The 14,297-nt window shown below is 48.6% G+C and carries 9 protein-coding genes; 1 reads left to right on the top strand and 8 read right to left on the bottom strand.

Annotated elements, in window-relative coordinates:
* Positions 1-162: 162 nt before the first annotated feature.
* The 5 genes from G395_RS0108975 to G395_RS0108955 form a co-directional block, all read right to left on the bottom strand.
* Complete coding sequence (locus G395_RS0108975; RefSeq protein WP_026629746.1) at positions 163-1,680, bottom strand: RagB/SusD family nutrient uptake outer membrane protein; 1,518 nt, start codon at positions 1,678-1,680, stop codon at positions 163-165.
* Positions 1,680-4,760 carry a SusC/RagA family TonB-linked outer membrane protein gene (locus tag G395_RS0108970; RefSeq protein WP_084439513.1) on the bottom strand — a complete coding sequence of 1,027 codons (3,081 nt, stop codon included), beginning with the start codon at positions 4,758-4,760 and terminating at the stop codon, positions 1,680-1,682. Before G395_RS0108970 ends, G395_RS0108975 begins: the two co-directional genes overlap by 1 nt.
* Before the next feature lie 212 nt (positions 4,761-4,972).
* Complete coding sequence (locus G395_RS0108965) at positions 4,973-6,625, bottom strand: sodium:solute symporter (protein WP_026629744.1); 1,653 nt, start codon at positions 6,623-6,625, stop codon at positions 4,973-4,975.
* A 13-nt stretch (positions 6,626-6,638) separates the two neighbouring features.
* A complete protein-coding gene (locus G395_RS0108960) occupies positions 6,639-7,871 on the bottom strand; it encodes an enolase C-terminal domain-like protein (protein WP_026629743.1) in 1,233 nt (410 codons plus the stop codon).
* Positions 7,861-8,661: an SDR family NAD(P)-dependent oxidoreductase gene (locus G395_RS0108955; RefSeq protein ID WP_035360807.1), complete on the bottom strand. Its 801-nt coding sequence runs from the start codon at positions 8,659-8,661 to the stop codon at positions 7,861-7,863. Before G395_RS0108955 ends, G395_RS0108960 begins: the two co-directional genes overlap by 11 nt.
* A gap of 265 nt (positions 8,662-8,926) precedes the next feature.
* Between G395_RS0108955 and G395_RS0108950 the strand changes: the two genes are divergently transcribed.
* Positions 8,927-9,829 carry an AraC family transcriptional regulator gene (locus G395_RS0108950; RefSeq protein ID WP_026629741.1) on the top strand — a complete coding sequence of 301 codons (903 nt, stop codon included), beginning with the start codon at positions 8,927-8,929 and terminating at the stop codon, positions 9,827-9,829.
* 8 nt (positions 9,830-9,837) lie between these two features.
* Here the strand turns inward: G395_RS0108950 and G395_RS28975 are convergent, their stop codons facing one another.
* The 3 genes from G395_RS28975 to G395_RS0108935 form a co-directional block, all read right to left on the bottom strand.
* Positions 9,838-11,016 (bottom strand): PepSY-associated TM helix domain-containing protein, encoded by a 1,179-nt coding sequence (locus tag G395_RS28975; protein ID WP_051350078.1) that lies wholly within the window; start codon positions 11,014-11,016, stop codon positions 9,838-9,840.
* 5 nt (positions 11,017-11,021) lie between these two features.
* On the bottom strand, positions 11,022-13,370 hold the full coding sequence (locus G395_RS0108940) for a TonB-dependent receptor (protein ID WP_026629740.1): 2,349 nt from the start codon (positions 13,368-13,370) through the stop codon (positions 11,022-11,024).
* A 160-nt stretch (positions 13,371-13,530) separates the two neighbouring features.
* Positions 13,531-14,274 carry an SDR family oxidoreductase gene (locus tag G395_RS0108935; protein WP_026629739.1) on the bottom strand — a complete coding sequence of 248 codons (744 nt, stop codon included), beginning with the start codon at positions 14,272-14,274 and terminating at the stop codon, positions 13,531-13,533.
* Positions 14,275-14,297: the final 23 nt, after the last annotated feature.

The raw sequence follows: 14,297 nt of genomic DNA, 5'->3' as shown, positions 1-14,297 counted from the left end.
AGCCGAAGGGGCGTTATTCTCTCAGGTGAACGCCCTTCGGCTCCGCTCAGGGTGACAGGGGCAGGCTACGCTCAGGGTGACAGGGGCAGGTCGCGCTCAGGGTGACAGGCGCGAGTCACGTTAAGGGTGACAGGCGACCGGGCTGGCCCTGTCACCAACCTCCTACAAGTAATCCCCATTCTGCACCAGCACCCCGCCGCTCTTATCAATCTCGGGTTGTGGGATTGGCCATTTGTAAAATTTCTTTTCAAACTTATAGGGCACGAAGCTGTCTTTTACATTGTTCAAAACCTGCTCTGCGATGTGCCACCGCTTTAAATCGTAATAGCGGAGACCTTCGAAACCGAGCTCGATGCGGCGCTCGTGGCGGATTCTTTCGCGCATCGCCGCTTTGGTCAAACCGGCTGGTAAGGCTGGCATTTGGGAACGCAGGCGAATGTCGTTGATGGCTTTGTAAACGGTTGCATCCGGGCCTGCTATTTCATTTTGTGCTTCGGCATACATCAGTAAAACCTCCGCCAGGCGCAGCACTACTGCATTTTGCTGGCTTAATGTCGAAAATCCGAACGGAATGTTCTCAGGCGCCAGGAATTTCATTACTCCATAACCCGACGGACGGCTGTTAGACGGGATATGAACCCGGCCACCGCCAAAATCGGGATGGTCAACGAAGACGGTTTTCGCCAGGCGTGAGTCCCGGTTTTTGAACGGCTCCTTTTTATCTGTCAGCGGCGACACGCCGTAAGGCAGCCCATCAGTGCATTCAAATGCATCCACAAAATTCTGTAATGGGCTTGCTACCAGCCAGTCACCATAATACATATCCCAGGGACGGGTGTTGTTAGGAGCCAGGAAGTTGGTCGAGTAAATGATTTCCGGGTTGTTTTTCTGCCCGCCATCACGGAATATATCTTCGAATTTCGGGCTCAGGCTGTATTTCGGCATCACTGCGCTGGTCAGCGTTTTCACTTGTGCCAACAAGGCCGGATCAGGCGTTCCGTTTTCTCCATATGCAGCAAAAATGAGCACACGCGCTTTCAATGCCTGCGCGGAAGTTACGGCCGCGTGGCCACCGTTTTGCGGATAAGCATTTGCGTTGAGGTTTGCGATGGCAAAGTCCAGGTCAGCAAGGATCTGCGCCAGGATTTGCGCAGCCGGGACTTTGGGCTGGTTCTGCGTTTCCAATGTAAGCGGTTCCAGAACCAGGGGCACATCGCCATACAAATGATAAAGCTGGAAATAATAGAACGCTCGCAAAAACCGCGATTCGGCCTCGTAAAGCTTCCGGTTGGTGTCGGTTATGTCTGCATTGGTGTACGCTTTCAATTGAGCCAGGAAAATATTTACGCGGGCAATGGCCTTGTAACTTTCGCTATAAACTCCTGAAACATAACCACCTGTGGAAGGGCTGATGCTCCCGGATGTGATTTCTTTTGCACTTCCTGAATTATGTTGTGCAAAGCCATCGTCCGTCAGGCAGTTCCAGACAGGCAGCTCAACCGCCCAGGGATCGGCCTGCATGGAAGCGTAATTGGCCGTTAATGCTTTGTCGAAATCACCCTTTGTTTTCCAGAATGTCGATGCCGAAATCTGGTCGAGGGGATTCAGGTCGAGGGAATCATTGCACGCACTGAACGCCAAAGTCAGCAGTACGAACAGTTTTAGTTTCTGACTTTTCATTATAATTTGATATTTAGTCCGAATGATAAAATCTTGTTTTGAGGATATTGCACAAAGCTTCCGCTGCCGCCGCGCTCTGGGTCGAGGCCCGGATATTTGGTAGCCGTCAGCAGGTTATCACCTGAGAAAAACACCCGCAGGTTATCAATGCCGATCTTTTTCACCACGGTTTGCGGCAGTGTATAACCGAATGTGAGGTTTTTCAATCGCAGATAAGAAGCATCCTGGAGGAAGTAGGAAGACGATCTGCGGATTCGGTCGGGTGCGCCCCAGCCCCAGTAAATGCGTGGCATTGTGGTGGAAGGATTTTCAGGCGTCCAGCGATTGCGCCAGTCCGTTGTAGGCGGTGAACCTTGTACAAAAGGAACCGTTCCCCAATTGTCAACAAAAAATTTAACATTGTTAACCCCTTGAAACAGAACCGATAAATCAAAACCTTTAAAGTTGACTGACCCATTGAATGAATAATTTAACCCCGGATAATTGCCCGTCATGGCCACGCGGTCGTCGTCATTGATCTTGCCGTCACCGTTGGCATCGCGGAAGCGGATATCGCCCGGCACAGTCGCATCATTGTATTGTTTTGGCGCAGCAGCAATTTCATCGGCCGACTGAAAGATGCCATCCATCTGAAGCATGTAATAAGTGTCATATTCCTTGCCTTCTTCACGGATGCGATAACCGTCAATTTCACGCTGCCCGAACTTCACAAGCTTGTTTTTGTAATGTTCCAGATTCACACCTACATTATAGCTCAGTCCCGAAAACAGGCCGCTACTGACCTGGCGATTATAAGAAAGCCCCAGTTCTACACCCGTGTTCTGCATGGTTCCGTTGTTAACCATTGGTGCGCCAAGTCCTACCACACCCGTCACTTGTGATTTTCTGAGTATGTCTGTTGTCGTTTTGCGATACCAGTCTGCACTCAGGTTCAGGCCGCGGAAGACGGTCATATCGAGGCCGAAGTCGGCGATGGTTGTAGTTTCCCATTTGATGGCCGCATTGGAAAGATTGGTCTGCACCACACCCGAAGACAGATTGGAGTCATCAAAAGAATAATTTCCGGTAAAGCTCAGGATCGCCTGGTAAGGATAATTTCCAATGTTCTGGTTGCCAAGCTGGCCCCACGATCCGCGGAATTTCATGCTGTTAAGCCAGTTTAGGTTCAGGTTTTTGATAAAATCCTCTTCTGTAACCCGCCAGCCCGCAGAGAACGAAGGGAAAACGCCCCAGCGGGAATCGGCCGCAAGCCGTGAGGTGCCGTCATAACGCATGTTGGCTTCGAGCAGGTAACGCTCCTTGAAATTGTAATTCAGCCTTCCGAAAAACGAGCGGATCGCCCATTGATTTTGCGACCCATTGGCATACTGAATAGAAGGACTACCCGCATTGATCTCGCGCAAAACATCCGTCGGGAAGTTTCTTCTGATCGCTTCAAGGTCCTGGAAAGAATTCTTCTCAGTGCTGTAGCCTACCTGCGCTTTGAATGCATGATTTTGCCCGAAGGGGTGTTCGTAATCGAGGTAGGAGAACAAATTGGTATAAACATTCTGCTCATCTTTCACTTCCAGTCCGCCACCAAGATCCAGTGTGGCCATAAATTCGTTTGTGCGGAAGTTATAAAGCTGCAAGGGCGGTTTGAAAGATTTCGTTTTGTAAAAATCCGCATTAACTGCGCCCTTTGCGTACCACGTAAGCCCTTTTAATAAATTCACCTCAAACCAGCCCTGCGTATTGGCCGAGTAATCCAGTTTGTCCCTGTTAATGTGTCCGTCGAGCAGCGCAATCGGGTTTTTGTTATTGTATTCCAAATCATAGGCCTTGTAGGTAAAGCGCCCGCTGCCGTCCGCTAGTTTCGGTCCGTAAGTAGGAGCCTGTGACATAGCCGACAAAAACATATCTTCCGAGCCAAAAACGGGCGATTGCGTGTTGCCGGATTTCAGGGCAATGTTCGCACCGAATTTGATCTTCTTGTTGATCTGTGAGGCAATGTTCAGCCGTGCATTGTATTTTTCAAAATCAAACCCTTTCATCACGCCTTTTTGGTTTACATAACCGATAGAAGCATTGAAATGCGTTCCGCCGCGCCCGCCGTCGAAGGTCAGGTTGTGCATGTGCGTGGGGGCTGTTTGGAAAATGAGCCCGAGCCAGTCTGTGTTGGGATACAGGTTGCGGTCCGTTGCGTTGCGGTAATCGTCGATCTGCTGCTGAGAGTACAATCCTGAGGTTAGCCCGGAATTCACGCGTGCTTCATTATACAACTCCATATATTCGGCTGAGTTTGTAATCAGGTCAAACAGCTTGGTAGGCTTATTAATGCTGTAATTTCCGCTATACTGCACGCTCAGCTTGCCTTCACTTCCTTTTTTGGTTGTGACCAGGATCACCCCGTTTGCAGCGCGCGCGCCGTAAATGGATGCCGATGCAGCATCTTTCAAAACCGACACACTTTCAATGTTATTGGGATTGAGATCGGACATATTGCCTTGTACACCGTCGATAAGCACAAGCGGTTCCGAACCGGCAGCGCTGAATGTTCCCGAGCCCCGGATACGCACCGAAACGCCTTCATTACCAGGCTCTCCCCTGCCCTGCGTCACCTGCACCCCGGGCATCGTGCCTTGCAACATGGCCGCTGGATTGGTCACGGGCCGTTTGATCATTTCATCGCCGCTCACTGTTGCCACTGCGCCCGTGAGGTTGACTTTCTTCTGTGTTCCGTAGCCGACCACAACCACTTCACTGAGTTGTTTCAGATCTTCTTTCATCACCACATCGATGACATTGCGGCTTCCAACTGGCTGCTCCACAGCTTCATAACCTATAAAGGAAAATACAAGCACGGCGTTTTGATCCGCTACATTTACCACATACTTGCCATTCAGATCGGTTACTGTGCCCGAAGTTGTCCCCTTTACCGTAATGGATACGCCCGGCAAACCTGAGTTATCGCCTGCGGAAGTGACTGTCCCGGTAATGTCAACGGTTTGGGCCGATGCTGAAAAAACACTGACGGCACATAGCAAAAACGCCAGAAGCAGCCCAGGAAGCTGCCATCGGTTTGAAGTAAATTTTTCCATATTCTTTCATTAATTTATACTATTTGATGGGGTAAAATTAGACAGGCAAAAATCACATTGAAATGGACTAACCTGATAAAAACATGGATAATACGATTATTAAAATACACCGGTCATCCCTGAATTTTACGTATAAATAGACTTAAAACACATTCAGCTAAGAAGTGAACAACATCAATTGTTAAAATCCACTTATTTCAAAATGCAGTTACTTACCTGAAAAACCAGAAGAGAAAGCACATGATCCCGGCAAGCAGGACGGATAGCATTTTGTAATTGCCCAGGCCTGGCCAGCCGGGTGTTTGAAGTGATTCGAGGGGAGATTTCCAGAAAAGTTGCAGGCTTACAGCAGTGTGGCGAACCGGGAAGAAAAAGGAGAAGACAACCTGGATTAAAACACAAAAGCAAAACAGGTAAAACGCCATTATCATAAACGGCACTTGCCCGACCAGCGTTTCGGGATATAATTTATTGACAGTAAAAACAATAACACCAACCGCGGATCCGATCCATAAGGTAAATTTCGCAGATTCCGCAGACGCTTTTTTCCAGAAGATCCCTAGTAAAAATACGCAGGTGATCGGCGGTGCAATGTGTGCGATAATGTCGTTGAGGCCATTGAAAATACTTTCATAACTGTTCAGCAGCGGCAATGTGGCCAGCGAGACGATCAATGCAATGCCCGCAGCGATTTTACCAACGCGGATCAGTTGCTTGTCCGAAGCTCCCGGTTTGCGTCGTTGGTACAAATCATAGCTTACCAATGTAGATATGGAATTAAGCGCACCGGAAATCTGGCTCATCAGCCCAGAAAGCAATGCAGCGACCAATATTCCAACCAGTCCTTTGGGCAAAAGCTGGGTGATCATTAATGTGTAAATTCCTTTGCTGTTGACCACCGTTTTGCCATCGGAAACGGTTTGCAAAGCTGAAATATCAAGCCCGCCGGACTGCGATAATGTATAGGCAAAAAGTCCGGGCAGCACGAAAATGAAAACGGGCAGGATTTTGATAAAACCACAAAACAGCGGCCCTATGCGCGCATGGTTCTCATCTTTTGCACCCAATACCCGCTGGACAATCGTCTGGTCGGCACACCAATACCAGATCCCGAGCACGGGATAACCTAAGAACACGGCATACCAAGGCATTCCGCTGCTATCGCCGTGGGGACGCATCATAGAAAGCTTTTCAAGCTGGCCCGTCGTTTGGAGAACGTCCACCATCGGCTCCCAGCCGCCCATTTTATTATATGCGGCAATGCTGATGATCACCGCGCCGAAAAGCAGCACAATCGTCTGGATCGACTCCGTGATGACAACGGCAGTTAACCCGCCTACAATAGTGTAAATGGCCGTAATGATAGAAATGGCAATGATGCTGGTGTACATATCCACGCCAAACAATGTCTGCAAAACAATGCCGCCGGCCAGTAAGGAAAAGGAAATGTGCACAATCACGGCCGACACCACGGAAATTACAGCCAGCCAGTCGCGGCTTGCGCGGTCGTAGCGTTTTTCCAAAAAATCGGGCAACGTGGAAACGCCGGACCTGATGTAGAACGGAGCGAAAAACAGTGCGAGCAGGACTAGGATGAAAGCGGCCATCCACTCGAAATTCCCGTTGAGAAGCCCGGTGTCGAAACCGCTCTGTGCGAGGCTCACCAAGTGAACGCAGGAAATGTTGGTAGCAAACAATGCAAGGCCGATCGTGGGCCAGCGCAATGTTTTGCCTGCCAGGAAATATGCTCCCGCTTCACCAGAGCCGTTTTTCGACCTGTTATGTTTTAATCCAGCCCACAAACCAATGACAAATATCGCCGTAATGTACAGCGCGCTGATCGTGATATCGAGGGAGTGGATCATTGGAGTAAATGGACTAGTTACGCAAAGCCATCAGGTCACAGCTGCTGCCCGGCTCCTGCGGTGTTTCATAAACGCCGTTTTGAATGCGGGCGGGATGCACAAAGTGTTTTTGCAAATGCGGAATATGCTCCAAAAATAACGCTTCATGCCCCATAGCAATGTGATTATACAAAACTAAGTGCTGGTGCAGCTGCCCCATATCACCCACATGCGGCACGACCGGAATGCCAAATTTTTTACACAACAAACTGATCGTCAGGAACTCGCTGACGCCGCCGACGCGCACGGCATCCACCTGTACAAATGCTGCTGCTTGCGCTTGCAGATAATTTTTAAAAATCACTTTATTAGGAACGTGCTCGCCCAGGGCAAGCTTCACAGGCGCAATTTCCTTCGCCAGCGCCCGATGCGCCAGAATGTCGTCGGGGTGCGTGGGTTCCTCAATCCAGTAAGGATTCATTGTTGCCAGGTTTTTGCAAATCGCGATCGCGTCCGGCAGGTTCCATTGCTGGTTGGCGTCGAGCATTACTTTCACTTGATCTCCGGCAACTTCACGTACAATGTGGGCGCGCCGGATGTCGCGCGCGGGATCGGCGGATCCTACTTTCAGCTTCATGGCTGTAAAACCATCGGCTAAGGCCTTTTTGCAGTTTTCACGCACCTTTTCATCGGAATAGTTGAACCAGCCAATCGAAGTGTCGTAACCGGGATATCCTGTTTTCAGAATGCTTTCCCGGTCGGCTTTACTTGCCTGCTCCATTGTCAAGAGGCTGATTGCCTGCTCCCTGGTGAGCTCGTCTTCCAGATACGAAAAGTCCAGCGTGTTTACGATAGCTTCGGGCGAAAGACTGGTGAGCAGTTTCCATAGCGGCACACCGCGTCTTTTTGCCCAAAGATCGTAACAAGCATTGGTAACAGAAGCCAGCGCCAGGTGCACGACGCCCTTGTGCGGCCCAAGCCAGCGAAACTGCTGATCATCAGACGATTGCCTGAATAAAACTCCAAAGTCGGCCATTATTTCTTCAATGTCCTTCCCAACCAGCTTCTGTGTGTAATATTGTGCGGCCTGGCAAACGAGCTGGTTTCCTTCCCCTAATGTGAATGCAAAGCCGGTCCCCGTAACGCCGCTGTCGTCGACTAGCTCGGTAACGGCATAGGAATAAACAGGATCGCGGTGAATGGCGTCGCTTCCTGCGCTGCCGTCGAGCGGGTAACGGGCGTCTTTTACTGCTATTTTATAGATCATGAAAATGGTTCTGTTTGCTGGAAAGCTTCTTATAACCCAGTTCCGCACCGCCGCTTACAGGCAGAATGCAACCCGTGATAAACCTGGCCATATCTGAGATCAGGAAAAGGCAGGCGTCTGCAATCACGTCGCCGTCAGGACAATAGCCCAGCGCGTGGATGTTGTTGAGATATTCCTCTGCCGATTCCGGATCGGGCTGCTGCTGGCTCCAACTCCGCAAAAGCGGCGTGATGACACCCGCAGGCGCAACTGCATTGACCCGGATCCCGAAAGGTGCATAGTCCAGCGCCATAGACTTTGTAAGCGCATTTACCGCGCCTTTTGTAGCCGTGTATGCCGCATGGATCTCCTGCCCTATCTCTCCCACAAGACTCCCCGTGTTCAGGATGCTCCCACCGGATTTTTTCAGGGCTTCGATGCCATGTAATGTGGTATGATGAATGCCGCCTACATTCACCTCAAACAGTTTTTTCCACTCCTGCTCAGTAGTCTCATGCAACGCTTTGGAAGGACTCGAAATGCCTGCATTATTGTGAATAACATCTATTTTACCAAACACTGCAAGGCAATGCGCGATGGCTTTCTGCACCTGTGCAGCATTGGCAACGTCTGCCAGGAAAAACACGGTTGCATTGCTTTCCAACTGCGTTTTTGCACGGTGAATGCTTTCTGAATCGTTGCTGATGATGCATAAGCGGGCGCCTGCCTGTTGGTATGCTTTGGCACATTCAAACCCGATCCCTTCGGTCCCTCCCGTTAAAAAAACGACTTTATCGGCTAATAGCAACATAATTTATGGAATGTAAATGCATAGGATCAAAAGTTTGCAGCGCATTTCGGTCGCCGTTTGATGTGCCAAAAGTAGTGGACCATTCAGGTGTTACATATAGAGCATCCGTTTATTTTCATGGACAATTCTACGATCATGGAATTTTGCTAGCCATTGTTAATTACAATCTAATCCGGATTTATTTTTAATTCTGATATAAATTTGCCTATTATCGCACTTTGTCTAAATGTATAATGGAAAATACGATTACAAATCAACAGAAGTTATGAGCAGCAGTTTCAGAAGGCGGGATGGATTTGACGGGGAAAAGCTGATCAGCCTGCCACCGGGAATTCTGCGCGATGTGGTCCACAAGAACCCTGCCCTTTTTCACCTGTACATTACGCATATCGGTTATTTTCCCAAAGCCCTTTTTCATTACCGTGAGCGGCGGAAAGGCTGCGAGGATAATATCCTGATCTACTGCATTCAGGGAAAGGGACATTATGTGATCGCCGATAAGAAATTTGAGGTCACGGCCAATCAATACATCATGCTGCCGGCGACCGATCAATATATACGTTACTGGGCCGATCACGAGGACCCGTGGACGATTTACTGGATACATTTTACCGGCAGCGCCATTGATCATTTTAACGAAACCTTGCAGATCCTGCCTCAAAAAGGGCCTGTCAACCTGATCTTCAATGAAAAAGTGCCCGACACCTGGCACCGGATCTATCAGAGCCTGGAAATGGGTTACAGCCTGGAAAACTTGGCCAATGCCACCATGTGCCTGCAATATTTTATGGCCATGTTCCTTTTTCCCGAAAAACACCTCGCTGCCGAGCATACCGAAAAGGGCGACATGATTACGGACACGATCACCCATATGCGCCTGCATCTGGACAAGAAACTGTCGGTTGAAGATATGGCAAACAAGCACCAGCTCTCCTGCTCACATTTTTCAATGCTCTTTCGCAAGGGCACGGGCATGGCGCCGGTGGATTATTTTATTCATTTGAAAATGCAGAAAGCCTGTCAGCTGATCTATGCCAATGAAGCAAAGATCAAAGAAATCGCCCTGCACCTCGGCTACGACGACCCCTTCTATTTTTCAAGGGTATTCAAAAAAAACATGGGCCAAAGCCCCGAACAATACAGGCTGACCGCCCGGAAAGTAGGCTGATGGGCCTTCTACACCCGATTCAACCGATCCGCCAATTGAACTTGCGGTGGTGACTTCTTCTTTTTCTTCTTGTTCCACCAAATGTAAAAGCCGGTGACGGGTAATGTGGAGCAGGCCAGGGCGGCGAAGAATGATAGGATTTTACCGAATAAACCCATGTATGCGCCGGTATGCAAGTCAAAATTGAGCTGATAGGCCTTGTCGCCGTTGTTCAGATCCTGAAAGGAGGTGTTGGAAAGCATTTTGCCGGAATAACGGTCGTATACGATCAGCAGGCGGTCGAAGCGATTCCAGTCTTTCTTGTAAACCAATGTATTAATTGTGGACGTGGCTTTGGCAGGTAATAATACCAAATACGCGTATGCATCCGGGTAGCCAGCGGCGGTTACTGTGAATGCTTTATCCAACCCGGAAACAGCTTGTGGTTGCAATGTGTCCGAAACCAGAAGGGCGGGTTTTTCTATATTTTTCCCGCCATTCGCTACAAAACGTACAGAATCCTGCATCCAGTCAAATGCCCAGACGAGGCCCGTCAGGGATGTTAGTAACAGAATTAAAAACGCATAGAGTCCAAGGATCTGGTGGAGGTCATAGTTGAGTCTTTTCCATTTTGCGCTCCATTTGACAGTGAAATGGTTCTTAATGCTTTTGGCTGTCCATTTCTTGGGAAACCAGAGAATAAAGCCGGAAATCAATATAATTAAAAAGCTCAGCACCGAATATCCGACCACGTAATGCCCTACTTTTTCACCAAATAGCATTCGCATGTGCAATGCCAGTACGAGCTGAAAAAATTCGTTTTTTGAGTCTTCCACGTAAATGACTTTCCCTGAATAAGGGTTGATATATACCCGGTAATAATATTCGAAATAGTCCCAGTGCGTCAATCCTTCGGGGTTGTTCTTTTGTGACCGGAATGTTACCGACCGGTCCGGCGCATTGGCCATTTCGATCCTCGTGATGATTTTGTCCTGCCCGAGTGTATTTTGGGCAATGCTCAGCAGTTGGGTCAAAGGGAGCTTTTCCTTATTTTCCGGGGTGACGAAAAGACGCTCACGGTAAACGATGGGTTTGAGCTCATCGACAAAAACATAGAGGCAGCCGCTGACAGCAATCAAAAACACAAAAAGCCCGGACACAAGTCCGAGCCAAAGGTGTAAAAAGCTGACCACTTTTTTAAATTTCATATTCGCTAAAACCGGTATCCTATTGTAAGGTTAAATCTGCGTCCGTTTCCTCGCCGGTAATCAATGGCTGTGCCGTAAAACTGGGCAATAGCCGGGTAATAAACGGAATTAAGCAAGTTTTCAATACCCAAATCAGCTTTCAGGTTTTCCGTAATTTTGTATCCCAAAGACAAATTAAATGTATTATAAGATTCGATAGGCCCCTCGCCGATTGGATAAACGCCTTTTTCGTTGGGAGCAAACCGGTCCCGCTTACCTACATACAACCAGTTCAGATCTGCATTGAAACGGGCTTTGTTGTACCTGGCGTAAGCCGCGATTTTCACGGGCGTAATGCGGTTTGAGTTCAGATATTTATCGGTCGGGCCGTTGAAATTGCCGTCGCCGTCCTTATCCCCTTTACCCTCCACGAAAGCATAGTTGCCTCCCAGAACGAAGTTGTTGGTTACCTGATAATCCACCTGGAATTCGTAACCCCAAACGCGCTCTGGCAATCGCTCCGCTACGTATTTACCATCAACCAGCAATAAATTGGAACCCAGTTTCGATGTGCTGTAATAATAGGCAGCCGACACATTCAATGGCCCCAATGCACTGCTGAAACCGACTTCATAATTGTTCACAATGATCGGCTCCGTTTGCAGACCAGCCACGGTATTTTCGTTCGCAGCCCTTAATATCCTGCCCAGATCAAAAATCGAGAACGATTGTGAATAGCTGACGAATGGGTTGAAGCGCTTATCCTTTGAATACCGAAGCCCTGCATTGAATACAAACGCATTGTAATCCAGCTTTCCGCCTGTTACATTAGTGCTTCCTGCGCCATTAGGACCCGTGGCCAGCGTGGCGTAATCGGCAATGTCCATTTTGATATTTTCAGCACGCAAGCCCGTTTTCAGGTTCAGGTAATCAAACCATTGCGTCGTAAGCTGGGCGTAGGGCGCCAGGTTGTTCATATTGATGCGCGGCACCCAGGAGCGGCCGTCAACCAGGTTTTGCTCAGTTTTATCATTCAATATATCCACACCGTAAGTGACGTCTCCCGACAGTCTGGACGAAATGGTGAAGGGTGTGTTCAGGTTAAGCCTGAAACCTTTCTTGGTGGAAATGATGGCAGATTGACCGCTGCCAAAAAATGATTCTGAATTGGAATAAACCGTCCAGAAATCCTGCAAATACACATTGGCAGTCAGAGAAGTCCGGCCAATAATATTTTTATTGGTATACTGAATATTGGCATTGTGGTTGTAACGGGTTCCCTCGTCAATTCCTTTCCGCATTCCCCACACGCCGATCGCAGGAGACTCTCCGTAAACACCGGCTTTGGCAACATAAGCCGAATGCTGATTGGAGCTGTAATAATTATACATTGCCTCAATGCGCTGGGAAGCATTGAAATTGTAACCAACCTTCGCGAATGCATTGTATATTTTGGTTTCGCCCAGTCCGTAGTCAGGAGATATCACCAACCCTTTCGGATCCCGGTAAACGCCGGTTTTTTCGTACATTCCGCTTATGACGTAATCGAACTTGGCCACACGCCCGTACAGTTGCTGTGAAGCACGGAATCCCAGCGTGCTGTCTCCACGGGTGTTTCCGGTAAGGCTCAACTGGCTGTATCCGCCGATTTTCCGGTCCGTTTTTGGGGTTTTTGTAATGTAGTTCATCAGTCCGCCATCAGCACCGTTTCCGTAAATTGCCGTAGCACCTTTAATCACCTCTACCCGCTCGATCACCGAAGGGTCAATGGAGCGGATATCCCTCCCTCCGGCCCTGAGAGGAGTCGATTGCGGTATGCCGTCAATAAGCACCAGCAGGTTACGACCGCGCAATGTTTGTCCCGAGTTACCAGTTTGATTTGTAGAAGCTCCTAAACCGGGAACCGAAAATGCCAGAATGTTGGCAATGTTGGGGCTTATGGTAGAAAGTGCTCCGATCTCCTTTGCGTTCACGACCGTTACAGATGACGGCGTTTCCGCGAGCGATTCTACCCGGCGTCCTGCGGATACAATGACTTCATCAAGCTGGGAAGAACTTTCTTTTAGCTCAAAATCGAGGCTTTGATCCGAGCCCGAGTCAAGTGTAATATCTTTATCCTGAATCGTATATCCGATAAAAGAAGCTCTGATCGAAACGTTTCCTTTGGGCAAATTACCAAGCCGGTAACTTCCGTCACCGTTTGCAGTGGTGCCTATGTTAGTCCCTTTCACAACGACAGAAGCGAACGGAATAGGCTGGTTATTATTATCCATCACTGTCCCCCGGATCACTCCCGAATCAGATTGGGCGTAAGCATGCTGGAAGGAACAAATAGATGCGAAAAAGAATAGTATGGCGTGTAATCTTACTTTCATCAAGCGAACGTTTAATTTTCGCAAAAGTAAAATTATTTATACTAATTAAAAATAAACTTGGCATTTGTCTTTGGATCACTGAATGATGAGAAAGTTGGCAGGAACTTAAAAAAGCGGCGACAAGCCGCTTTTTTAACTCATAATGAAAGATATAGCTGAATTATTTCAATGCATAGCTATGATAACCGCCATCCACCGTGATTTCTGTTCCGGTAATGAAACTTGCTGCATCAGATGCCAGAAACAGCACCGTGCGGGCGATCTCATCGGGCGTGCCGAGTCTTTGCAATGCGGTAGCACCAGCCAGAAAACCCTGTGCTTCTTCCGGCACTACGCTGGTTAACCCCGGGGTTGCAATAGGTCCCGGACTAACGATGTTTACACGTATTTTCCGTCCTGCCAGCTCATTAGCCGCAGTTTGAGCGATTTTATTGAGCGCGCCTTTGGTGGCTGCATATACACTGCTTCCAATATTCGCAGCAGATGCGGCCGACGAAGACGTGAACAATACCGACGCTCCATCCGCCAGATGGGGAAGTAATTTTTGCAATGTAAAAAAATGCCCTTTCACATTCGTGTTGAACTGTGCATCAAAGTTTGCTTCGCTGACCTCTGCAATCGGCTCAAATGTTCCGATTCCAGCATTCAGGAAGAGGACATCCAGCTTGCCGCCGTTCTCTGCGAATGTTCGTTCCAAAACCGAAATGCCGTCGAGATTCGATGTATCCGCTACAACCGTGGTCAGTTTGGGGCTCTGTATTTCTGCGCTGGCTCTTTGCAGATTACCGGCACTTCTTCCCGTGATCCACACGTTTGCACCTGCGCTGATGAATGCTTTTGCTGTTGCCAGTCCGATTCCTGTTGTTCCGCCGGTGATAATGACGTTTTTACTTGTGAAGTCCATAATTAAATTTTGCTAAATTTGTA

The organism is Dyadobacter alkalitolerans DSM 23607, from assembly GCF_000428845.1.
GTDB lineage: Bacteria > Bacteroidota > Bacteroidia > Cytophagales > Spirosomataceae > Dyadobacter > Dyadobacter alkalitolerans.
This window is presented reverse-complemented; position numbering and strand designations above follow the sequence as displayed.